At 41.7% G+C, this 22,237-nt stretch carries 22 protein-coding genes and 1 pseudogene; 13 read left to right on the top strand and 10 right to left on the bottom strand.

From position 1 onward, the window contains the following. Positions 1-195: 195 nt before the first annotated feature. The 6 genes from plsX to HC643_RS26490 all read left to right on the top strand — a co-directional run bounded on the left by plsX (position 196) and on the right by HC643_RS26490 (position 5,543). Complete coding sequence (plsX, locus tag HC643_RS26515) at positions 196-1,221, top strand: phosphate acyltransferase PlsX (protein WP_038081208.1); 1,026 nt, start codon at positions 196-198, stop codon at positions 1,219-1,221. 102 nt (positions 1,222-1,323) lie between these two features. Further along, the gene (locus HC643_RS26510; RefSeq protein WP_038081241.1) at positions 1,324-2,316 is read left to right on the top strand and encodes a beta-ketoacyl-ACP synthase III; all 993 of its coding nucleotides are present in this window, start codon (positions 1,324-1,326) and stop codon (positions 2,314-2,316) included. A gap of 123 nt (positions 2,317-2,439) precedes the next feature. Continuing rightward, a complete protein-coding gene (gene fabD, locus HC643_RS26505) occupies positions 2,440-3,321 on the top strand; it encodes an ACP S-malonyltransferase (RefSeq protein WP_038081209.1) in 882 nt (293 codons plus the stop codon). Between the two features lie 52 nt (positions 3,322-3,373). Next, a complete protein-coding gene (locus tag HC643_RS26500) occupies positions 3,374-4,012 on the top strand; it encodes a lysophospholipid acyltransferase family protein (RefSeq protein ID WP_050046825.1) in 639 nt (212 codons plus the stop codon). 186 nt (positions 4,013-4,198) lie between these two features. Beyond that, a complete protein-coding gene (locus HC643_RS26495) occupies positions 4,199-5,236 on the top strand; it encodes an AI-2E family transporter (RefSeq protein ID WP_038081211.1) in 1,038 nt (345 codons plus the stop codon). A 4-nt stretch (positions 5,237-5,240) separates the two neighbouring features. Next, on the top strand, positions 5,241-5,543 hold the full coding sequence (locus HC643_RS26490; protein ID WP_038081213.1) for a DUF2288 domain-containing protein: 303 nt from the start codon (positions 5,241-5,243) through the stop codon (positions 5,541-5,543). Between the two features lie 134 nt (positions 5,544-5,677). Here the strand turns inward: HC643_RS26490 and HC643_RS26485 are convergent, their stop codons facing one another. Continuing rightward, positions 5,678-6,211, bottom strand: coding sequence for a YdcF family protein (locus HC643_RS26485; RefSeq protein ID WP_038081243.1), 534 nt, complete (start codon positions 6,209-6,211; stop codon positions 5,678-5,680). Between the two features lie 690 nt (positions 6,212-6,901). Next, on the bottom strand, positions 6,902-7,999 hold the full coding sequence (locus HC643_RS26480) for a tocopherol cyclase family protein (RefSeq protein ID WP_038081215.1): 1,098 nt from the start codon (positions 7,997-7,999) through the stop codon (positions 6,902-6,904). A 30-nt stretch (positions 8,000-8,029) separates the two neighbouring features. Between HC643_RS26480 and HC643_RS26475 the strand changes: the two genes are divergently transcribed. The 4 genes from HC643_RS26475 to HC643_RS26460 all read left to right on the top strand — a co-directional run bounded on the left by HC643_RS26475 (position 8,030) and on the right by HC643_RS26460 (position 12,486). Next, the gene (locus tag HC643_RS26475; RefSeq protein ID WP_038081217.1) at positions 8,030-9,478 is read left to right on the top strand and encodes a WD40 domain-containing protein; all 1,449 of its coding nucleotides are present in this window, start codon (positions 8,030-8,032) and stop codon (positions 9,476-9,478) included. A gap of 71 nt (positions 9,479-9,549) precedes the next feature. Continuing rightward, positions 9,550-10,176 (top strand): J domain-containing protein, encoded by a 627-nt coding sequence (locus HC643_RS26470; protein ID WP_038081218.1) that lies wholly within the window; start codon positions 9,550-9,552, stop codon positions 10,174-10,176. Between the two features lie 63 nt (positions 10,177-10,239). After that, positions 10,240-10,404, top strand: coding sequence for a hypothetical protein (locus tag HC643_RS26465; protein WP_153021452.1), 165 nt, complete (start codon positions 10,240-10,242; stop codon positions 10,402-10,404). Positions 10,405-10,470: 66 nt separating this feature from the next. Beyond that, positions 10,471-12,486 (top strand): WD40 repeat domain-containing protein, encoded by a 2,016-nt coding sequence (locus HC643_RS26460; protein ID WP_038081220.1) that lies wholly within the window; start codon positions 10,471-10,473, stop codon positions 12,484-12,486. 329 nt (positions 12,487-12,815) lie between these two features. On the opposite strand, the gene HC643_RS26455 is transcribed toward HC643_RS26460, so the two are convergent. After that, positions 12,816-13,037: a hypothetical protein gene (locus tag HC643_RS26455; RefSeq protein ID WP_137986597.1), complete on the bottom strand. Its 222-nt coding sequence runs from the start codon at positions 13,035-13,037 to the stop codon at positions 12,816-12,818. Positions 13,038-13,809: 772 nt separating this feature from the next. Then, entirely contained in the window at positions 13,810-14,652 is an 843-nt protein-coding gene (locus HC643_RS26450) for a metallophosphoesterase (RefSeq protein ID WP_038081221.1), read from the bottom strand. A gap of 272 nt (positions 14,653-14,924) precedes the next feature. On the opposite strand from HC643_RS26450, the gene HC643_RS26445 reads away from it, so the two are divergent. Then, positions 14,925-15,278 (top strand): phage holin family protein, encoded by a 354-nt coding sequence (locus tag HC643_RS26445; protein ID WP_038081223.1) that lies wholly within the window; start codon positions 14,925-14,927, stop codon positions 15,276-15,278. Between the two features lie 43 nt (positions 15,279-15,321). Here the strand turns inward: HC643_RS26445 and cobJ are convergent, their stop codons facing one another. Beyond that, entirely contained in the window at positions 15,322-17,211 is a 1,890-nt protein-coding gene (cobJ, locus tag HC643_RS26440; RefSeq protein WP_050046828.1) for a precorrin-3B C(17)-methyltransferase, read from the bottom strand. A gap of 81 nt (positions 17,212-17,292) precedes the next feature. On the opposite strand from cobJ, the gene HC643_RS26435 reads away from it, so the two are divergent. Next, the gene (locus HC643_RS26435) at positions 17,293-17,901 is read left to right on the top strand and encodes a Uma2 family endonuclease (protein WP_038081225.1); all 609 of its coding nucleotides are present in this window, start codon (positions 17,293-17,295) and stop codon (positions 17,899-17,901) included. On the opposite strand, the gene HC643_RS42650 is transcribed toward HC643_RS26435, so the two are convergent. The 5 genes and pseudogenes from HC643_RS42650 to HC643_RS26410 form a co-directional block, all read right to left on the bottom strand. Beyond that, entirely contained in the window at positions 17,885-17,977 is a 93-nt protein-coding gene (locus HC643_RS42650; protein WP_419723339.1) for a hypothetical protein, read from the bottom strand. The genes HC643_RS26435 and HC643_RS42650 overlap by 17 nt on opposite strands. Positions 17,978-18,090: 113 nt before the next feature. Continuing rightward, on the bottom strand, positions 18,091-19,194 hold the full coding sequence (locus HC643_RS26425; protein WP_038081227.1) for a PDDEXK nuclease domain-containing protein: 1,104 nt from the start codon (positions 19,192-19,194) through the stop codon (positions 18,091-18,093). Between the two features lie 104 nt (positions 19,195-19,298). Then, positions 19,299-19,790: pseudogene (locus HC643_RS26420) on the bottom strand (S1C family serine protease); the annotation flags it as partial. Between the two features lie 126 nt (positions 19,791-19,916). Further along, on the bottom strand, positions 19,917-20,261 hold the full coding sequence (locus HC643_RS26415) for a hypothetical protein (RefSeq protein ID WP_038081229.1): 345 nt from the start codon (positions 20,259-20,261) through the stop codon (positions 19,917-19,919). 52 nt (positions 20,262-20,313) lie between these two features. Then, complete coding sequence (locus HC643_RS26410; protein ID WP_050046830.1) at positions 20,314-21,591, bottom strand: ankyrin repeat domain-containing protein; 1,278 nt, start codon at positions 21,589-21,591, stop codon at positions 20,314-20,316. Between the two features lie 161 nt (positions 21,592-21,752). Between HC643_RS26410 and HC643_RS26405 the strand changes: the two genes are divergently transcribed. Beyond that, positions 21,753-22,223 (top strand): DUF4079 domain-containing protein, encoded by a 471-nt coding sequence (locus HC643_RS26405; RefSeq protein ID WP_038081231.1) that lies wholly within the window; start codon positions 21,753-21,755, stop codon positions 22,221-22,223. Positions 22,224-22,237 lie beyond the last annotated feature (14 nt).

The raw sequence follows: 22,237 nt of genomic DNA, 5'->3' as shown, positions 1-22,237 counted from the left end.
TTCGTGTTATGTTGGGCTTGACAGAAGCTCTAAACAAGTAGGAAAGAAAAGTATCAAGAAAGAAAGGCATTGGGTACTGGGATTGGAAAATAACCAAAGACCTAAGACCGAATACTTAAGTTCTTTTTCCTTTATCCTTCATACTTCAAAAGAGGCATCTGGTAAAATTTGTAAGGTTTTTAGAAGCTCTGAGCAATGGGATCGACTTGCGTGCGGATCGCAATTGACGCAATGGGAGGGGATCATGCACCTGATGAAATCGTCGCAGGCGCTCTGCGAGCCCGAGAAGAATTAGGTGTAGAAGTACTGTTGGTGGGCGATCCCCAACAAATTCAAAGCAAACTGCCGCCAAAGACAAATCTGGCGCACGTTGAAATCGTGAGTGCCTCTGAAGCGATCGCAATGGATGAGGAGCCTTTAAGCGCTATCAGGCGCAAACCTAAGGCTTCCATCAATGTGGCGATGGATTTGGTGAAAAAACAGCAAGCAGATGCTGTCGTTTCTGCCGGACACTCTGGAGCAGCAATGGCAGCAGCTTTACTGCGCTTGGGACGACTACCGGGCATTGACCGTCCCGCAATTGGTGCGGTTTTTCCCACAATGGTAGCAGGCAAGCCAGTACTAGTTCTTGATGTAGGTGCAAACGTGGATTGCCGTCCAAAATTCTTAGAACAGTTTGCAGTCATGGGGTCTATATACAGTCAGTATGTTTTGGGGACTCCAGAACCTAAAGTAGGTTTATTGAATATCGGTGAAGAAGACTGTAAAGGCAATGATGCTGCTGTACGTGCCCATCAACTACTAAAGGAAAAGACGCAAATTACTTTTATTGGTAACGCCGAAGGGCGTGATGTCCTCTCCGGTCATTTTGACGTAATTGTCTGTGACGGATTTGTGGGTAACGTGTTGTTAAAGTTTGCCGAAGCCGTTGGGGAGATTATGCTGCAAATTATGCGGGAAGAATTACCCCAAGGAGTGCGCGGTCAAATTGGTACAGCTATTTTAAAACCAAATCTCAGACGGATTAAGCAGAGGGTCGATCATGCCGAACATGGGGGTGCTTTGCTTTTGGGAGTAGGGGGAATTTGTATTATCAGTCACGGGAGTTCCCAAGCACCTTCGATTTTTAATGCAATTCGTATGGCAAAAGAAGCGGTCAACAACCAAGTGTTACAAAGAATTCAGTCCCAATATCAAAGCGTTCAGCAAGAAAGTGGCTAAATATCATTTGTCATTTGTCCGGAGTCATTTGCAATGACCTTTTGACAAATGACAAATGACTGGTTACTGGTCACTGTTAAAGATAGCTTGGGAGATGCCGGAGTGCAAAATTTAGGAATAGCAATAACAGGAAGTGGTTCGGCAGTTCCAGCTGCTTTCTTGGATAACCAGGCACTAACCGAACTGGTTGAAACATCAGATGATTGGATTACCACAAGAACGGGAATTCGTCAACGTCGGTTGGCGAAGCCCGATGAATCACTAACCGATCTGGCGGTTGCTGCCAGCCATCAGGCGATCGCAATGGCTAAAATCAATCCGCAAGACTTGGATTTGATTCTGCTGGCAACTTCTACCCCCGATGATTTGTTTGGCACCGCTTGTAGAATTCAAGCAGCACTCGGAGCAACCAGGGCAGTTGCTTTCGATCTGACTGCAGCTTGTTCTGGTTTCGTGTTTGGACTTGTCACTGCTGCCCAATATATCAGAACCGGAGTTTATCAAAACGTCCTGTTGATAGGGGCAGATATCCTCTCTCGTTGGGTAGATTGGAAAGACCGTAGCACGTGCGTGTTATTTGGGGATGGTGCTGGAGCAATCGTGATGCAAGCCAATGAAACAGATGGCTTGCTGGGATTTGAACTTAGAAGTGATGGGACTCAGAATAATTGCCTTAACCTTGCATACCAAGGTAGTAATTTAGACTTAACTCAGGGTGTCAGTGTTGGAAAAGGAAGCTTTACGCCGATCTCAATGAACGGCAAAGAAGTCTATCGCTTTGCCGTGCAAAAAGTACCGGAAGTGATTGACAAAGCTTTATTCCGTGCTGACCTGAGCGTTGACGACATAGACTGGCTTTTGTTGCATCAGGCAAACCAGCGAATTCTAGATGCTGTTGCCAATCGCATGAACATTCCACCAGAAAAAGTTCTTAGCAATCTTGCTAACTACGGTAATACTTCTGCTGCTTCTATTCCTCTAGCTTTAAACGAAGCAGTACGACAAGGGAAAATCAAACCCAGTGACATTATAGCCGCCTCCGGTTTTGGAGCCGGTCTCACTTGGGGTGCCGCTATCTTTCGATGGGGGCGGTAAATGTGTATTAGTTAGTGGTTAGTAGTTCGCAGTCAGTTGTTAACCGCAACTAATGAGGAGAGCAATTAACGACTAACCACTAACCACCAACCACCAACCACTAACCACCAATTTGATGATTAAATGACAAAAACCGTATGGGTATTTCCCGGTCAAGGTTCTCAATCCTTGGGCATGGGAATGGATTTACTGGATTTACCATCTGCAAAAGAAAAGTTTGCCCAAGCAGAAAGTATCTTGGGTTGGTCTGTCATTGAAATTTGCCAAACACACGAGGAAAAGCTATCTCGCACCCTCTACACTCAACCTTGTTTGTACGTGGTAGAAAGCATACTTGCTGACATTTTGCAAGAAAAATACAGCCCGGATTTATTGGCAGGTCACAGTTTGGGAGAATATATCGCTCTTTATGTGGCGGGTGTCTTCGAGTGGTCAGCTGGATTGCGCTTGGTAAAACATCGGGCAGAACTCATGGATAGTGCTGCAGGTGGTATGATGGCAGCATTAATAAATTTTGACCGAGAAAAACTGGAACAGGCGATCTCTGAAAATCCTGATGTAGTTCTAGCAAATGACAACAGCCCCACACAGGTTGTTATTTCTGGTACTCCAGAAGCTGTTCAAGCAGTTATGTCCCAAGTCAAGGCAAAACGCGCATTACCCCTAAATGTTTCTGGTGCGTTTCATTCACCTTTGATGGCAGAAGTTGCAGCTGAGTTCCAACACGCGCTTGATTCCGTAAAGTTTCAACCAGCAAAAATACCAGTTTTATCAAATGTCGATCCTGTTCCATCTGCTGATGCAGATGTTTTAAAACAACGTTTAAGGCAACAAATGACAGGTGGAGTGCGGTGGAGAGAAATTGCCCTGGCATTGCCTGATAATGGAGTTGAGCGAGTTGTGGAAATTGGACCTGGTAATGTCCTGACTGGTCTGATTAAACGCACTTGCTCTGGTTTAATTTTAGAAAATATCCGTTCTACAGCTGACTTAGTGAGTGGTTAATGGTTAGTTGTCAACTACTAACCACTAACCACCAACCACTCACCATGACCCTATGTCTCGAAACCGCGAACCATTTGCCAGTCTCTTACTTTACTACGCCTTTAAGTGGTCAGTTGTTAGCCCCATGCTCCGAGTCTACTTTCGAGGGCGAGTCTATGGTGCTGAAAACGTTCCTCAAAGCGGACCACTTGTGGTGGTAAGCAATCACGCCAGTAACTACGATCCGCCACTTGTTTCTAACTATATGCGCCGTCCTGTCGCTTACATGGCAAAGGAAGAACTTTTTAAAATCCCAATTTTAAAACAAGCTATTGAGTTGTATGGGGCTTATCCAGTCAGCCGGGGTAGTGCCGATCGCACTGCCATTCGCGCTGCCTTAAAATATTTGGATGAGGGGTGGGCTGTAGGCGTTTTTTTACAAGGCACTCGTACCCCTGATGGACGTATCACAGATCCAAAGCGAGGTGCTGCACTGATTGCTGCTAAGGCAAAAGCGCCTCTTTTACCTGTATGTTTGTGGGGTACTCAGGCTATTGAGCAAAAAGGAGCGATAACTCCTCGCCCGGTTCCAGTCACGGTAAGAATTGGCGAGTTAATTAATGCTCCTAGTTCAACTGATAAAGAAGAATTGGAAGCTATTACAAAACAGTGTGCAGCAGCAATTAATACCCTTCACGATTTAGGACGTTGAGGGGTATTTGGTATTTTTCTAACTTGTAAGGTTGGCAATGCCTACCATTTATGCCTAACAGTGGGCATTGAGCATCCTACATATTTTCTGTTTGAGCGATCGGAAATCTGCTTAAAGGAAGTGGCAATTGTTGCTTGAGTTATGTCAGTCTAATAGGAGATTTTACAAAGCTTTCCAAACCTATATATGAGCGGTTTTGATGCCAGTGATTTTTGGAACCGCCTGAATAATCTGGCGCTAGTTCGTTTTTTACTTCTAGTAGCATCTGGCTGGGCAATTGTACAACTTCTGGGTTACTTTGAATCAGTCATTGTTATTTTCTCATTTGCTGCGATTCTAGCCTTTTTACTTAGCTATCCCGTACAATGGCTGAGGCATTTTTTACCTCATAGCATAGCAGTTGTTGTCATTTTCTTACTGAGTCTTGTTGTTCTGAGTGCTTTGACGATTACAGTTGGTTTAACTGTTTTATCTCAAGGACAACAATTAATTGATAGCGTCACTGCTTTTTTGAACTCTTTGGTCCCCTTAGTCGATCGCCTAGAGGAGTTTCTTCGCAGTCGGAATTTACAAATTGATTTAAGTGCTATAGAAGAACAGCTGCGAAACCAAGCTATATCCATGCTTGTTACAAGCTTGAATATTTTTCAAAGCTTCATTACTAACTTTGTAACTTTTATCTTAATTGCCGTTGTTGCTTTTTTTATGCTGCTTGACGGAGAAAAACTTTGGCAATTTATTATAAAAGGAGTACCGCCAAGAAGGCGAGATAGATTTACACGTATCATAAAACGTAATTTTTTAGGTTTTTTTCGCGGTCAGTTAATCTTGACATTGTTTCTGACATCTTGCTCTTTCCTTGTATTTCTAGTCCTTAATGTACCTTTTGCATTAATACTATCAGTTGTAGTTGGATTGCTTGATATTATACCTGGTATAGGAGCTACATTAGGAGTCAGTGTGATTACACTTATTGTCTTCTCTCAAAGTGTTTGGCTAGCTCTTAAAGTACTAGTTGCTTGTATTATTCTTCAACAAATACAAGATAACTTAATTTCACCTAGAATTATGCAAGGAGCGCTCAACCTAAACCCTGTTGTGGTATTTTTTGCTTTACTTGTAGGTGCTAAAGTTGCCGGATTGTTAGGAATTTTTATTTCTATTCCTATCGCTGGTGTTATAGTTTCTTTATTTGAAATTGATGAAATGAAGTCAGAGGTTTAGTCAAATGACCAATCAAGATTTGAGAGCAGAGTTAACAGAAAATTTGGATGAAGCCGAGTGGTCATGGCTAATTCCTCACGTACAACGCGATGCAGTAATTGTCGTTGCAGAAGGACTTGACTTGTTAGATGTGGGAGTCGCAATAGCTAGCGATCGCGTTTCCGAAGTGCAAGTCTGGATTGATGAAGCCTTGATTGCTAAACCTTCTGCCACTCAGGTAGGAGAATGGAATATGCAACAAGAAAAACGATTTAATACTCTAATCGTACAACCATTTGTCCTGGTGCAAGAGAAGATAGCAGCATAGGTTTTTATCTGAGGAATTTCAAATAAGAAATATCCCAAAATCTTTTGTGGGATGGGTATCCTTACCCGTCCTTAAGAAGTATCGAGTAAAGATACCCCATACTACAAAATGAAGTTATTTTGTGAATTGATATTTCACTGCTTGTATTTTTGAAGTTCTTCACTCCCTGCATAACCAGTTGCTATCCAAACAATTGCTCTTACCCCATCGCGAATAGATTTTTCAATTGGTTCGGGAGATGTTCTAGAAGGAACTGACACTGGTTTAATATTAATGCCCCGACTACCTAAAATAATTTTGCCTATAACACGGGCGCGACGCATGTGGTAGTCTGAAGTTACGAGATAGACGCTCTTAATCCCTCTTTTTTCTAAATCATCAACAAGCGTTGTAAAGTTTTCTACTGTATTTTGCGCCCTATAGTCTAAATGCAAACGCTTCGGATCGATTCCAGCTTTTCTAAATACTCTTTTGGTGATCGTTGGTGGGCTACCTCCAGTAATCCAAATAGGTAAGTGTGGGTTTTGGCGAGCCAGATCTGCTGTAAATTTCTCTCGCTCTAACTTTGATGTTGAACCACCCAACACTAAAATAGCTTGGGGTCGCGCAAATTGGCTTTGCATTTCTTTGTAACCCCACCAAAGCATCACTGGTAGGGCTAATAGCATAAACCGAGAAGAAATAGCTTTCAATGGTGGCTTGCTCAAGGTTCTATCAAAGAGTGACTGTTTGAACAAAAGTTTTTCTTTGAAAAAAGGTTAGTTGTTAGTAGGGACGCAAGGCATTACGCCCTTACAGTTGCTAGTTGGGCGTAAGGTTTTGCGCCCTTACAGTTGTTAGTAGGGGCGTGAAGCTATGCGTTCTGACAGAAGTAGGGGAAAAGACTTAGTGAATCGGTACTTTACCTACCAACTACTATCTACTAACAACTCACCACTATCTACTAACTTCATTTAACTTTTTAACGGGACTGGCCAGATTCGAACCGGCGGCCTAGCGCTTCAGATTTGTGTGAGTTTCCCCACTCTCCGGACTATACCTTCACCATAGGTTTTGTACCTTTAGGCGGTGGCTTACTAGTCTCTACACCTTCCCTCGATTTTAGATTTTGGATTTTGGATTTTGGATTCCATAAATAAAATTTCAAATCTTAAATCTCAAATCTCAAATTTTTGGGCTTGGCTCGGTATTCCCTTATAGTTTTCCCATGAGGGAGTTCTAACTCTTTAGGGTTCACCGAATTTAACCACATTCACTCATAGAGTTTCCTCTATGGTGCCCGAAACTTCAGGAGGCGCTCGCTCTATCCAACTGAGCTACAGCCCCAGAAAAATAACATCATTACCATGATACCACTTTTAGCGGGACTGCCAGGAGTTTTCCCAGCCTCTACCTCCTATCTCTAATCCACACAGGAAGGTGCTTGCCCTCAGGATAGTTTTTCCTTTTTCCGTATTATTGTCTCGCAGTTCTAAATTTAACTCGCCTTGCATTGTGTCCCGACAGCAGAAGATTAAACCATCAGTTGTTGGCGCACGTAGAGGAGTGCCCGGTAAATTGGTAGTCCCTATTACCTCAACTTCATAACGGGAATTTTTTGCTTGAATTTGCCATTTTCCCCAAGGGCTGATATTCCAACTGACTTGGGAGTTCCAAGGTACAAATTCGTAAAACTTCCCTTGATAGTGCAAGCCTACCATCGCTACAGATTCCATCCACCACAAAACACCACGCCTTCCTCCGCCTGCAGTGAGGGCGAGATCTGGTTCGCCTTCAAAGCTATTACAGTTTACCCAAAACCATTTTTGCGGGAAAGCGCCTCCCCAATTCTTCTCGCCGTAGGCTGGAGCATTGGTAAATTCATAACGTTTACCATTCCAATCAATCCAACCAGATGCTAAACCATGTGCCATTAAAATTTGCCATCCCGGCTCAAAAATTTGTAGAAATGACAGCCAACCCGCAGTGGATTGCTGAATACTAAAGCGATCGCCCCAGCCGTAGATGGGTTGAATTTCATATTGCCAACGGCAATATTGACCGCTTGCAGGGTCTTTGATAAATCCTTGGTTTAGGGTTGCTGTTGCTTGGTAGCCTTCTAAAATATCGCGTTCAAATTCCTCAGGGTGTAGATAAGTCGGTTGGGTCTTGCGGTTTGTTTTCCCCCAATGTCCCAAGCCCAGTCGCTGCGGACTTCCCCAAAATTTACTGGTATCGGGAAAGGTACGCCACAGGTACTCATCATTTGGACCGAGAATTTGTGCTGCACCGCCACTGTGAGGTTGATTGCCTTTTGGGTCTTCTATTGAGTACATGAAAGCAAATGTTTGGCCTTCTTGGGGTAAAGTGACCCTATAATACCAACCTTCAAAGAAGCGGCGACTCATACCATCCCAGTGGTAACCGCTGTGGGGTGTTTGAACGGAATGATAGGGATTTCTAAGAAAAGTTAGCATGGATTTACAATTGATATTATTTTTCCTAGTATGAGCGATCGCCTGGACATAAAGCGTGCTTATGATATTCTTGGCTTGACTCCTGATGCATCACCTGAGGATGTCAAGCTTGCTTACCGCAAACTGGCAAAAACTTGGCATCCCGATCGTTTTTCCGAAGCTGAGCAAAAGCAAGAGGCTGAGGAAAAAATTAAAAGAATCAACCAAGCTTATGAATTACTAAAGTTTATAAAACCAAGTTTGGCAAAAGCATCTGCTTCTAGGGGTGGAACTTCAACCGGAAAAACAACAATTTACTCCAATCGCTCCGATGCCGAAACTTTTTATAAATGGGGTATGGAACAAGCCCAAAGGAAAAATTATATTGAAGCAATAGAAAATTTTACGCAAGCAATCCGCCTCAATCCCAACTACTTTGAAGCTTATAAATATCGAGGGCTTGCCTGTTCAAAAATGGGTTGGGAAAATAGAGCTGCTTCTGATTTTAGAAATGCAGCCAGACTGGAACGAGAAGCAAGAAAATATCAATCCGCACCACCAGCTTCAAAATCTCCTAAGAATCCATCACAACCATCAAGTGAAACATCAGTATTCACTTCTCCTTGGAAATGCGTCCGTACACTCAATCATGCCAATTGGGTTTTGGCGATCGCAATTAGTCCTGATGGTCAAACTTTTGCTAGTGGAAGTAGTGATAACACGATTAAAATTTGGCATTTGAATACCGGAAAAGTGTTACATACTCTCATCGGTCATCATAAATGGGTAAGATGCCTTGCATTTAGTCCTGATAGCAAAACTTTAGTCAGTGGTAGCGATGACTGTAGTGTTATGATTTGGGAAGTAGCGACAGGGAAACTCCTCAAGACTCTCAAAATTCATTCAACCCCCATTTTTTCCCTGGTTTTAAGTCTGGATGGTCAATTTATCTTTAGCGGGGGTCGGGACACGACCATCAAAATAACACATATAGCTATAGAACAACTTCTACACGTTCTTAAGGGACATTCTTACTCTATCAATTCTCTAGCAATTAGCCCAAATGGAGAAGTTTTAGCAAGCGGAAGTGGTGACAATAGTATCAAAATTTGGCAGATAAAAAGTAAAAAACTTTTACACACTTTTAACAAACACTTGGGGAGAGTAACTTGTGTTGCGATCGCCTCTAACGGACAAATTTTAGCCAGTGGAAGTTATGACAAAACTATCAAGTTGTGGGATATAAATACAGGTAAGCAAAACAATTCCCTAACAGGACATAGTGATTCTGTTTTGTCTGTTGCTATCAGCCCTGATAGCCAGCAAATTGCCAGTGGTAGTGCGGATAGAAGTGTGAAGTTTTGGCAAACGGATACGGGAGAGCACCTTTACACCATAGGTCATCATTCGGATTCGGTGAATGCTGTTGCTTTTAGTCCGGATGGAAAAACTCTTATTAGTAGCAGTCGAGATACAACGATTAAGATTTGGCAAAGTTGACTATTTCTGGAAAAACATTAAAAGTTTTTGGGAATAATTAACATAGATTTACAGTGCATCCTATTCTCCGTATGAGCGATCGCATGAGTATAGAAGAGGCTTATTTTGTTTTAGAACTAAAACCCGGTGCATCGCAAGCAGAGATCAAGCATACTTACCGCAGGCTAGTTAAAATTTGGCATCCAGATAATTTTTCACTAGTGCAGCAGAAGGAAGAAGCAGAGGAAAAAATAAAACTTATTAATGAAGCTTATAACAAACTTAAATCTTATCAGCCTACTCAGGCAGAACATCCCCATCCAACAAGCGAATCTTATCAAACACCGATCGCAAGAGTTTACGTCAGCCGCTTCAATGCTGAGGCATTTTACAACGATGGCGTCGAGAACGTAAAATTAGGAAGATACAAAGACGCCTTAACCGACTTTACCCATGCAATTCGGCTCAATCCAAATTATACAGAAGCATACAAGTACCGTGGATATGTTTGTTCGGTACTGGGTTACGAACATCGAGCCAACTCAGATTTAGATAAAGCAGCACAATTAGAAGGGCAGTTAAGGATTAGAGAAAATTATTCGTCATCCTCATCAAGACGTTCCAAACGCTCCAAACAGAAATCTAGGTCAAAATTCCCGATCGGCAGGTTTTTTCGGTGGATAAAGAGTTTACTTGGACTCAATCGGCGATACCGATAAGTCAAAGATCGGGATAAGGAATAAAGTGAATGCTTGTCAGTAACAGGGTTTAAACCGGAGGATGTGCTCGCACAAAGCGAAGCGATCGCTTCGACTTGGCATAAAGCACTTTTACCTTCATCCTTTATACTTTATACTTCATACTTCCTACCTCGATTCTTGGTTAATGAGAAATTCCAAGCACAGTTTGTCCGTGTTTATTGGAAGAAGATGAAGGTAGGCTCTTAAAATCGCGTCGCGTTGCAAGATCCAGCGGTTTTCTCTCCAAGTACCAACCACAGCAGACCACCCATTATGACCAAACTGCATTGGCTAGAAGTTAGCGAATACGCCTCAATTTCTCTCTCTGCCTTAGGATTAGTTGCAACAACGCTCACCCAACAAATGATTTATGTAGCAACTCCCCTCACAATCTCTGTCTGCTTGAACATTGCTAACCGAGAACGATTAAAGTTTTTGAAAGAGCAGAACCAGCAAGAACTGATGGTAAAACAAGATCTACTTCTCAATCCACTCCGCCAGCGTCTTGCTAACTTTGATAATTTCACCCAACAACTCAGCACAACCACAGGAGAACAACTTGAAACACTTCAAAACCAGCAACGGCAAAGTTTAGAGACTTTTACGCAACGTCTCGAACAATATGAGACAACTGTTCGAGATTTGAGAACAACATTTCAACAACAAGTAGAAGAATTACAACGGTATCAGCAAACACAAAATATTGATGCTTTTCAACAGCATTTAACCCAGCTTGATGCCTTTATAAGACAATTCAGTGAAAATACTCAAAATCAAATGAATCCACTTAACCAGCGTTTGTCTCAAGTGGATGTTTTAACGCAACAATTAAATCAAACTATCCAACAAAAACTTCAGGAAATCGGGCGTTGGGAGCAGCGTCTCGCTCAAATCGAGACCGGAATGCAACAACTGAGCGCAAACACTCTAAAACAGATCGAACCCCTCACTCAAAGTTTAGCTCAACTGAATGCTTTTAAACAGCACCTCAATCAAAACAGCCAACAACAAATGCAAGGTTTGCAGTCTTGGGAACAGCGGTTCACTCAACTGGATACTTTTACACAACAACTGAGTCATAGCACTCAAAAGCAGATAGAAGAATGTTTAAATACTTTAACCAAACTCCAAACGGAAGTACAAGCGTTAACCGAATTAGTTACCAAGACAAAACCTCAATTTCAAAATGAGACAGAAAGCGGACAATCTAAAAATTCTGAGACTCAATCACCTCAAGCAAATGTCAAATTACTTGCTCCTATACCAACAAAGTCACAAAACACTCAGTTCTCAGCACCTGTTAGCTTACCACCACCCTTGAATCCACAGATTAATCAGACAGCAATAGCATCTACACCAGATATTTCTGCATCTAAAGCCGCACAGGAAATAATCTTTCAAAGTGTTCTTCAAGGACATACAGATAGAGTTATGTCTGTTGTTTTTAGTTCTGATGGACAAGTCTTAGCTAGTGGAAGTCATGACAAAACTATAAAAATTTGGGATCTTGCTAAAAAGGAAGCCCGTACTCTTCAAGGAAGAGAAGAACCCTCTCGCGTGAACGCAGTTGCATTTAGTCCTGATGGTAAGATTTTAGTGAGTGGAAGCGACGACCAAACTGTTAAGTTGTGGAATGTTGTGACAGGAGAACAAATTTTCACTTTTACCGGACATAAAGACAAAGTTTATGCTGTTGCATTTAGTCCTGATGGAAAAACTATAGCTAGTGGCTCTAAAGATAGAACTATTAAACTTTGGTCTACAGATACTTATAAAGAAATACATAGTATTCAAGGACATTCTGATGAAATTTTATGTGTTGGTTTTAGCCCTGACAGCAAAATTTTAGCCAGTGGCGGCGCAGGTAATGATAAAACTATCAAAGTTTGGTATTTAACTGAGGATAAATTTTTAACTCTTAAAGGAAATCCTGATTCTTTTGGAGGCATGAATTCTGTTGCTTTCAGCCCGAATGGAAAGCAAATTGCCAGTGGTAGTAGCGACAAGACGATTAGAATTTGGCAATTGCCTAACGGTCAACAATTACAGACACTTGCAGGGCATACAGACGATGTTTGTTCTGTCACCTTTAGTCCCGACGGTAAAATTTTGGCAAGTGGTAGTAGAGACAAAACAGTGAAGCTTTGGCAAGTGGATACGGGTCAGGAAATTCGCACTTTTACAGCCAATGATGATGCCGTTTATTGTGTTGCCTTTAGCCCGGATGGGAAAACTTTGGCAGCTAGTGGCAGTGGAGATAAAACAATTAAGTTATTCCCATGTAATTAGCTATTGTCAACTTATCTCATTTCTCTTGCTTTGGTCAATCATCAATATTTAACCCCAGTACTAGAGAGAAGTCTTGATAGTTTCGTTTTACTACAACCGATTGTCAAGTATGAAACAATCCTTCCCAATCAAAAAAGAACTTTTACTCAGTCTCTACTTGCTATTGTCCCATTTGCTACTACTTTGCCCAATCGCAATTGTGAAAAATTCCAACATATTCTTGAACTTTTTTTTTATATAACATTTGCTTAAATCTATTAAAAAAATTTTTTACTCTAACTTCAAAACAGCAAAATAGTGCCGATATTTACGACTTTATAAATTATTTTTTAAGAATTCTTTGAAATTTTATCAAATAATTGTACTGCTACCATTTCTGCAATAAATTGTCCCAAAACTGATTTTAGTTTTTCATTTGTAGTTTCTACAAATTCGAGCGCAGATGTGCGGACAATTTTTTTTAGCTTAATCGGGCAGAAGCCCCACGTCTTACCGCGTTCGCGCAGCGTGAAGGCATAGCACAAGCGTGAGATGAACGACTCGGAAATCAAGGCACGTCCTCCGACCCTACCTAGGGTTGAGCAGTCGCTTCAAGTTGTGCGTTGCCTGTCAACCTAAAAGTTTGGATAACATCACCTAATCGAAAATCACAGTAAGCCATATAACTACAATCATCCTCTCCTTCTCTTTCTCTTCGCTCTATAGGGTTTTTTATCTAGGGCGCGTGAAGTTTGATGTTGGAAAACGAAGGAAGAACCGAAGTTAGAAGAGGGAAGAAGCTTGAAGAAATTCCTTCCTTCTTTCTTCCTTCTTCAATAAACCGCTTGGGGTCAAGTAATAGCTAAGTTATCGAAAATTTAAGAGTCTATTAAAGAAAGTTAAGGGTGATAAAATTAGGTAACAATTTTGACCGTTACCAAAAGGGCGTGTTAACTTAAACATATGGCACCAAACAAGTCTAAGAAGTTCATTTGTAGAGTACTTACTGGAGCCAGTGCCTCCCGCATCTAGTAAGTTCGCAATCGCCAGTCAGGTTTTGTGTTCCGTAAATGTGTTTTCGCCTAAAGATGAATTTATTGAGTTAATTTGGAGGTTTTTGAACGCACAGCAAAAATGCCTGCCTAGCTGGAATATAAAGAACACAAATTTCTGAACGGGTTTAGTTGCGAAATTCTGTCCACCTTAGTTGAGTTACTTTCTGTTTTTTTATCAATCGATCGAATTACCCATAAACCGCCAAAAGCTCCTTGCAGTATCCTATAGTAGCTTTTGGCGGTTGATTGTTGAGAGTGCGTGTCTTTTGCTTGGTTCCAATCCCGTTCTCTAGCTCTTGTCATCACTTACTAAAGTAACGATTGTCACTTCAGGAGGACAGAACAAACGTCCAGGGGGGTATGTTCCCAAACCGCGATTGACGTAAAGCTGATTGTTTCCGACCGTATGGAAACCTTGCGCCCATTCCCAATGTTTGACGACTTTCGCGCAGTCTCCTCGCAAATAAGGTACCCAGCGCCGGATTTTTTTAGAAACTTTGCGAATAAACTTTTTGTAATAAACCACAACGGGTCCCACTACCGGAAGCACAATTTGACCGCCATGAGTGTGACCTGATAATTGCAAATCGACTCGCCATTTTTGCAAAATCTCCGCTGTGTCGGGATTATGCGATAGTACGATGCAAGGTTTGGTAGGATCTAACCGATCCATCACCAATTTAGGGTTAAATTCTCGCGACCAATAATCAGCCAAACCCACTAACGGTAGTTCTTGCCCAAATGGATAACCAATTTCATTCCAAAGTACCGTAACGCCAATGCTGTTAAGTGCATCCGTAACTGTAGCTTGTGAACGTTTGAAATAGATGTCGTGATTACCCAGAACAGCGTAGATTCCAGCACGACTTTGGAGATATTTGAGTCGTAGCACCAGTTGCTGAATGGGTGATGGATCGTCAGTTACGTAATCACCTGTCAGTACAACTAAGTCGGGTTCAGCTTCATTGCTAATTGCGATCGCTTCTTGTAACATTTTCTCTGACAATCGCAAGCCATCATAGTGCAAGTCAGATAGGTGTACCAGCTTCGTACCTTGTAACGATTCTGGTAAGTTTTCTATCTTAACCGTTAACTTCTCTACTCTTAAACGACCAGATAACAACCAGTGCATTGCGCTGACATTGCTCCTCGTACCAGCGCTTACAGCTTAACAAATCATTATCTATATAAATCTGTTATTGCAGATGCCTTAGCTAAAAATTTATGAAAAGATTTATGTTTTTTGTTAAAACTTTTGCAGAAACCTGGTTTTACTGTCTTGAACACGCGTTCTACGGTAGCGATCTCTTCGGCGCAAGCTGTACCCAGCTTATTGCAAAGCAAACATCTTGCAAAGATCTTAGCTTGATAGGAATATTGTGAACAGAAAGATGGAAAAATTTTATGAAACATTTTTTATTAACCTGGGTGGGGACTGCCATAGCATTGCTGGTAACTTCCAACATTGTTCCTGGCTTTGAGATTAAAAATTTTGTGGCTGCCCTCATAGCAGCAATTGTTATCGGACTAGTTAATGCGATCGTTCGACCTATTTTAGGTATACTCACATTTCCCATTACCTTACTCACCTTCGGGTTGTTTACATTTGTTCTGAATGCTTTTACCCTCTGGTTAGCAAGTGTCTTCACACCCGGTTACGGTTTTACCATCAATGGTTTTATACCTGCTTTACTAGGGTCAATTGTACTATCAATAGTTTCTAGTATAATTAGCTACTTTCTTAGACCTAATGGCTAATAGCTAATAGCTAATTGTTAATTGCACCATTAGCCATTAGCCATTAGCTATTAGCAAAGCCAAGATATCCTCTTGGGGTTACCATCCAATTAGCATGAAAACGTGTATTGGAATTGCCAATTAACACTGTAGTCAACATATCGATGGAAACATCGAGTAATTTATCTAAAGTTGTGAGAGTAATTTGCTCGTCTTCACGGTACGCAGAACGTACCACAGCAACGGGTGTATCGGAATTGCGATATTTGAGGAAAATCTCTCGAGCGGTTACAAGCTGTTGAATCCGTGTTTGAGAGCGAGGATTGTATAAAGCAGTCACAAAATCAGCAACCGCTGCTGCTTCTAAACGCTTTTCAATCATTTCCCATGGTGTCAGTAAATCGCTCAAGCTGATAGCACAAAAGTCATGCATCAAAGGTGTTCCTACTCTAGATGCAGCAGCTTGCATGGCAGTAATACCGGGAAATATTTGAATTTTAGGTGTTTTGCCATCCCAATCTTGGGTTTGCAACTCTTCCAATACTAACCCTGCCATGCCGTATATTCCACAGTCACCAGAAGATATAACAGCTACTTGCAATCCCCAATTCGCTAACTCAATTGCTCGTTGGGCGCGTTGACGTTCTTTTGTAATTGGTAACGCTTCAACAATTTGTCCCGGTCTGAGAATAGGGTGAATTAAGTCTACGTATAAACTGTAGCCAATAATTGCATCTGCACTAGTGACGGCGGCTTGTGCTGCTGGTGTCATTTGATTGATTTGTCCCGGTCCGGTACCAATCAGTAACAGTTCTCCAGTACGACCGATGTATTCTTTTTCTGCTTGGGCAATAGCTATTGTGACTGCTCCTTGGAGAGGAGGGGAGGAGTGGGGGAGTAAGGGAGTGAGGGAGGGTTTAAAAATTTGTTTGGCAATGAGTAGAGTTTGACTTTGAGCAGCACATAAAGCAGCAGCTTCTGCAACACTGGGAGTTCCAACTTCTTTTTCAACGACTTGAGACGGATTGGGAACGGATATTTTGCTGAGGATGTCTGAAGAGAAGGTTTTTAAAGGTAAATTGCGTTTTTGGCAAAGTTTTACCAAACCAACTTCATCCGATTTAATGTCTATGGTGGCAATTCCTGCGATCGCACTTTCTGCTAGTTGATGTTGTTGGAAAACTTGTTGAATTGCCGTTTCTAGGAGTTGTTCTGAAGTTCCTCTCTCACAGCCAATTCCAATCCATAAAACTCGCGGATACCAGTGAATTTGAGGTATCGGGGAGGTATGGGGGAGTTTGGAGGTAATCCAAATTTTAGCCGTGGCGGAAGGGTCTTCTTGAAAAATAAAAGCCGATGGCTGGGTACTGAAAGCTGTTTGCCAAAGAGTAGAACCTGTTTCTTGAATGACTTGTACTCGTTCTCCCCGCGCAACAGACGCACTGACACCCGTCCAATCACCTTCACCCCGCTTCCAACCAAAGGGTACACCTAACGTATCTACTGCGGGTAATCCCAAACTGGCGGAAGCACCAGACAAAACTGGTGTTGCATTGAGTTGTAAGGCAATTAACTGTGCTAGCTTATCGCCACCGCCTTGATGTCCGCCACACAAACTAATGACAAACCGTCCTGCTTCATCAAGTGTTATCACTGCGGGATCGGTGGATTTGTGTCGCAACAAAGGTGCAATTAAACGTACCACTGCACCAGTTGCCAAACAAAAGATAAAAGCACGGTGTGTTTGCCACAGATTGGCTATGTGTTGTTTCAGAGAACCAGTGTAAACTTGCGTACCTGGCATATCTGCTAAAGATTCTGGAACCCAAATATTGACAGAATCGATTTGAGATAGGGTTTGTAATTTTTTGACACCTGTAGGGGTGGTAGCGATCGCAGCGATCGGTGGAAGAAATGAAGTAGGGTGTTTTAACGGCACTTCGGCAGAAGACATAGGAATATTTAGGGTGTTTTCTAAATTCTTTATAATATATGTGTTTGTTGGAATTGCTTAAAGCTGGGGTAGCTATCCGCTATGACTCAAACCACTAAGTTACCTAAGACCTTTGAGGAGTACTTACGCTACAACGATAATACGGATAAGAAGTATGAATTTGTGGGTGGAGAGTTAGTTGAAATGCCTCCCGAAAGTCCTCTCAACTCTAGAATTTCATTTTTTTTAGCACTCCAGTTTGCTAAATTCCTACTAGACACGCAAATTTGTCATAAAGACACGGAGATTGCAGTATCAGGATCGCAAGTACAGACACGGCTACCAGATCTCATGATTCTGTCAGAGGAACTAGCAGAAATTTTGGGACAAACAAACAGAGGTACAATCGACCTAGAAATGCCTCCACCAGAGTTAATTATTGAAGTCGTGTCACCTGGTAAAACCAATGAAGATAAGCCGGGTACGGCTTGCGCCAAGGGCGAACGCGATTATCGCTTTAAGCGTTCTGAATATGCAGCAAGAGCAGTTCCTGAGTACTGGGCGATCGACCCAGAGAAACGCAAGATAACGGTTTATAAGTTAGTTGATGGTTTGTATGAGGAGGAGGAGTATACAGGAAATACACTCATCCAATCCCGATTTACAGAACTTCAGCTAACAACCGAACAAATCCTCAATCGCAAGCGTTAGCGGCTAAGTTAGTCCAGATCCCACTTGTGGTGTTCCACACTTTGATGCTGTTGTCATCACTACCACTAGCAAGAATCTTCCCATTCGGGCTGATAGCGACGAAGTAACAACGTTTGAATGTCCGCTCAAAGTTTTCAGCAGACTAGAGTCATCAATGACAGAGTTTGCAGGGGGGCTATTTTCTATTTTTTATTCCTCATCTTCGATTTCTAAAGGAACCGCGTCTAACTCAGCCTCTAACTGTTCAATAGTTGGTAAACTTCCTTGTAATTTTTCAGGTAAAACATCCCGTAATTTATAAGTTGAAACTCCAATCGGTCTATTCATATTTTGTAATGAATATTCAACCACTGTTTTATCTTTTGATTTACATAAGATAATTCCAATAGTAGGTTGGTCATCAGGGTGTCGTAATATATCGTCAACCGCCGAAACATAAAAGCTCATCTTGCCTGAAAATTCTGGTTTGAATTCCTTCATTTTTAGATCAATAACTACATAACAACGCAATTTGACATGATAAAATAGTAAGTCAATATAAAAATCTTCATCACCAACTTTGAGGTGATATTGACTGCCCATAAAAGCAAATCCAACTCCTAATTCTAGTAGGAACTCTCTTATATGCTCTAATAAACCCCTTTCTAAATCTCTTTCTTGAGCATCTTTTGCTAAAGTCAAGAAATCAAAATTATAAGGGTCTTTTAATAATTCCCGTGCTAAATCTGATTGAGGGGAAGGTAGAGTAAAATTAAAATTTGTCGTTTTTTCAGCTTCAAATTGTCGCTCATAAAGCTTTGTATCGATGTGATGCCATAAAACAGAACGACTCCAACCATGCTCAAGGGTTTTGTGAACATACCAAAACCTTGCTTTTAAATCTTTTACCTTTTCCAATAATAAAATATTATGACCCCAAGGAATTTCTGCCACAGCTTGTGGCAGAATTATTCCATCCACACCTGGTATAACATCCACAACACTTTTGACATCAAGAGTATAAGCGAGATAAAAAGCTCTTATCCGCCAAATATTCCGTGCTGAAAAGCCTTTAACTCCAGGGAAAGATTTTTGCAAATCTTTAGCCAACCGTTCAATGACAGCAGTTCCCCATCCTTCGGACTCTTGGCGAGAGATTATTTCCTGTCCGATATCCCAATAAAGTGCAATCAGTTCTTTGTTGACTGCTACTGCGGCTTGAATTTGGGTAGAATGAATACGTGCTTTGATGGATTTGAGCGCCTCCCCGTAATTAGCGGGTAATTGCAGATTACTTTTGTTTCTAGGAGCCATAGCCCAAACAGCACAAGTTATCTTTAATCAATGAATCTTCAAGCAGTCACCCTGCTTGTATGATAATAGCAGCAGCCGACACATCACGCCTCCCCAAAATAAAATCAAGGAGATGTTCGCCAAATCCTAATAGTCCGATCCACGCTGCCACTAGCTAAAGTTTGACCATCCACACCATTAAGAGCTAGTTTTTGGGCGAGTTGATTGTTCTTTTGCTTAGTAGCAGGAATTAGGAATTGACCTATGGAGGGTGAAAGTCCTTGCTTGTAAGCTAAAATAAAAGCTTGAATCTTCTCGCTAGAAATTGCAAGATTCATCCCATTAGTGTCTGTATCTACTTTCCTAGTATTGATACCCAAAAGTTCTCCCCGACTGTTTAACAAAGCACCTCCAGAATTACCAGGGTTAAGGTTGGCATCTGTTTGAATAAAACCTAGTTCTGTGTAAATGTTACTAACAATCCCTTGAGTAATCGAGGAAGGCTTAATTCCACGAGGATAACCAATGGCAAACACTTGTTGTCCCTTGCGAACTGCACTCAAGGAAGCAAAGTTTAATTTTGGTAAGCGATTTTGTCCGCGAATTTGAAGCAAGGCTAAATCAAGACATTTGTTACTTCCTTGAAAAAGTAACTGTTAGAGCTTCAGCACTACGGCAATAGGCACAACAATTGACAAAATGGTTCCGAATGCGTTTTTGTAATTCAACAGGAACGTAAATGCTCACGCCACTTCCGATGTTTTATCAAAATGCTTTAAGGTGTACTTAGCTCTGGTTTTGAGAATGTTTAGTTGATCGACCTGTGCTAACAGATGGTCTAAAGTAGCAGTTTCATCAGCTGATAGTTGATTTTCTGCATTCCGAACTAGTAAATCATCTAATTGAACTTGAGTTTTTAGAGATAATGTACTTTCTGCTAAAGCTTGCAGTTCATCCAAACTTAAGCCATTTAAAATTTCCTCATCTGTCGTTGATAAGTTTATCAAGTCTTGGTATGTTCGCAAATCTAACAGTACACCAACTCGTTCTCCTTGTTCATTAGTAATGTACTGGACTGATTCAGACATGGGTTACTTTTTGGATATCTTTGATTTTATGGTAACTTATCAACAACTAAAATTATTCCTGTGCTCCTACAGCTTTTAAAGTTCGTATAACTCTATGACATCCGTTAAATTCAGCTAACATCAAAGCTGTATAACCACCTTGATTTTTGACATTCACATCTGCTCCTGCTTGCACCAACAATTGCACGGCGCGATCGCAATCTCGTGAAGCCGCCCACATTAAGGCTGTGGCTTTGGCGGAATCTTGCAAGTTAACATCTGCTCCTTTTTCTAGAAGCTGTTCGAGCACACCAATGCGATCGCGTTCCGCTGCTTTTATCAGTGCTGTTTTGCCATCGTCTGCTTTTATATTCGCATTTGCACCGTGAGCGAGCAAAACTTTGACTGTTTCTGTATGTCCTTGAGTAGCTGCTAGTGTTAGTGGAAATTCACCCAAATTTTTCTCATTGCTATCTGCTCCCCGTTGAAGGAGTAACTCAACAATTGAGCTGTACCCCTGCAATGCTGCTGTAAGCAAGGGTGTATCGCCTAAGTTATTTCTTATGCCTACATTTGCACCGCCATCAAGTAAAACTTTAACAACATCCGTATAACCTTCTACTACAGCAAGATGGAGGGCTGTTTCGCCATCTTTGTCTCGAGCATTCACATCAGCTTGATGTGCAAGTATCGCGGATGCGATCGCACTATATCCTGCTGCGGCTGCGGCTGACAAAGCAGTTCCGCCATCCTCGTTTTGTGCCTTCACATCAATACCTGCAGCTATTAATGTTTGAACGACTTGCAAATGACCTAAATCCGCTGCTACCATCAAAGCGGTATCGCCTTCTTCATTTTTACTATTGACATCTGCACCGTTTTGTATTAGTGCTTGTACAACTGTAGCGTGTCCTTGCTTAACTGCTAAATTGAAAGCTGTATCCTCATCTTTATCTTTAATATTTGCCTCTGCTCCAGCAGCAAGTAAGGCGCGGACAATCTCAACATGACCTTTTAGAGCAGCTACCATTAAGGCTGTACTGCCATCTTCATTAGTCGTATTAACATCAGCCCCTCTCGACACTAACAGCTTCACAATGTCAAGCTGATTGGCGCTAGCTGCTAACATCAAAGCTGTCAAACCGTAACGCTTCCTCCGGATGTTAATGTTTGCTTCTCGATCGAGAAGCAAGCGCACGATCTCGGTATATCCCAAACTAGCAGCAAACATTAAAGCTGTTGTGCCATCGCCATTGCCTGTATCGACTTGTGCGCCAGCGTTAAGTAATGCTTGCACCCGTTTGATATCGCCATTCTTCGCAGCCAACAGCAAGGCATCGTTGTTCGTCATTTGTTAGTGGTTAGTGGTTGGTTGTTAGTGGTTGGTTGTTGTAGCACCTACTAACTACTAACGATTAAACACTAACTAATAACTACTTACCACTTCCTCACTCCCCATTGGCTACAGCGTTATGATAACTTTTATTAAGATTTAATTATTGGGAGAACACCATGAATCTGGAGCTTTCGCCGTCAGTTAAGTATTGGTTAAATTTCTTCCACCCGATCGCGATGTGGGCGCTACTGCTCCTATCTCTATATGCAGCATATTTGGGACTACAAGTTCAACGGACCAGAAATGCTCAGGGTGAAGAAAAGAAAGAATTAATAAAAGGTAAATATAATGTCAGACACCACCAAATTGGCTCTTTACTTCTAGCCTTTATGGTGGCGGGTGCTGTTGGTGGTATGGCCGTTACATATATTAATAACGGTAAGCTGTTTGTCGGACCTCACTTGCTAGCAGGGTTAGGGATGACTAGTTTAATTGCCTTTTCGGCTGCTTTATCTCCCTATATGCAAAAAGGAGCAAACTGGGCGCGTGCAACTCATATTTTATTAAATTTTGCTCTTCTAGGTCTTTTTGCTTGGCAAGCTATTACCGGAGTGCAAATCGTTCAAAGGATTCTCACCCAAGCATAGTCATTGAGAGTGGC

Origin of the sequence: Tolypothrix bouteillei VB521301 (genome assembly GCF_000760695.4) — a bacterium.
In the GTDB taxonomy this organism is placed as follows: Bacteria; Cyanobacteriota; Cyanobacteriia; order Cyanobacteriales; family Nostocaceae; genus Scytonema; species Scytonema bouteillei_A.
The sequence above is the reverse complement of the archived record's forward strand: the minus strand, read 5'-3'. Positions and strand labels throughout refer to the sequence as shown.

Excerpts from the sequence above, each read along its gene's own strand:
- HC643_RS26485 (WP_038081243.1), bottom strand. The coding sequence starts at position 6,211 with ATGCTATTAGCCCTACCAGTGATGCTTTGGTGGGGTTACAAAGAAATG.
- HC643_RS26450 (WP_038081221.1), bottom strand. The coding sequence starts at position 14,652 with ATGCACTGGTTGTTATCTGGTCGTTTAAGAGTAGAGAAGTTAACGGTT.
- fabD (WP_038081209.1), top strand. The coding sequence starts at position 2,440 with ATGACAAAAACCGTATGGGTATTTCCCGGTCAAGGTTCTCAATCCTTG.
- HC643_RS26500 (WP_050046825.1), top strand. The coding sequence starts at position 3,374 with ATGTCTCGAAACCGCGAACCATTTGCCAGTCTCTTACTTTACTACGCC.
- HC643_RS26445 (WP_038081223.1), top strand. The coding sequence starts at position 14,925 with ATGAAACATTTTTTATTAACCTGGGTGGGGACTGCCATAGCATTGCTG.
- HC643_RS26490 (WP_038081213.1), top strand. The coding sequence starts at position 5,241 with ATGACCAATCAAGATTTGAGAGCAGAGTTAACAGAAAATTTGGATGAA.
- HC643_RS26415 (WP_038081229.1), bottom strand. The coding sequence starts at position 20,261 with ATGTCTGAATCAGTCCAGTACATTACTAATGAACAAGGAGAACGAGTT.
- HC643_RS26475 (WP_038081217.1), top strand. The coding sequence starts at position 8,030 with ATGAGCGATCGCCTGGACATAAAGCGTGCTTATGATATTCTTGGCTTG.
- HC643_RS26410 (WP_050046830.1), bottom strand. The coding sequence starts at position 21,591 with ATGACGAACAACGATGCCTTGCTGTTGGCTGCGAAGAATGGCGATATC.
- HC643_RS26405 (WP_038081231.1), top strand. The coding sequence starts at position 21,753 with ATGAATCTGGAGCTTTCGCCGTCAGTTAAGTATTGGTTAAATTTCTTC.
- plsX (WP_038081208.1), top strand. The coding sequence starts at position 196 with ATGGGATCGACTTGCGTGCGGATCGCAATTGACGCAATGGGAGGGGAT.
- HC643_RS26480 (WP_038081215.1), bottom strand. The coding sequence starts at position 7,999 with ATGCTAACTTTTCTTAGAAATCCCTATCATTCCGTTCAAACACCCCAC.
- HC643_RS26425 (WP_038081227.1), bottom strand. The coding sequence starts at position 19,194 with ATGGCTCCTAGAAACAAAAGTAATCTGCAATTACCCGCTAATTACGGG.
- HC643_RS26470 (WP_038081218.1), top strand. The coding sequence starts at position 9,550 with ATGAGCGATCGCATGAGTATAGAAGAGGCTTATTTTGTTTTAGAACTA.
- HC643_RS26495 (WP_038081211.1), top strand. The coding sequence starts at position 4,199 with ATGAGCGGTTTTGATGCCAGTGATTTTTGGAACCGCCTGAATAATCTG.
- cobJ (WP_050046828.1), bottom strand. The coding sequence starts at position 17,211 with ATGTCTTCTGCCGAAGTGCCGTTAAAACACCCTACTTCATTTCTTCCA.
- HC643_RS26460 (WP_038081220.1), top strand. The coding sequence starts at position 10,471 with ATGACCAAACTGCATTGGCTAGAAGTTAGCGAATACGCCTCAATTTCT.
- HC643_RS26435 (WP_038081225.1), top strand. The coding sequence starts at position 17,293 with ATGACTCAAACCACTAAGTTACCTAAGACCTTTGAGGAGTACTTACGC.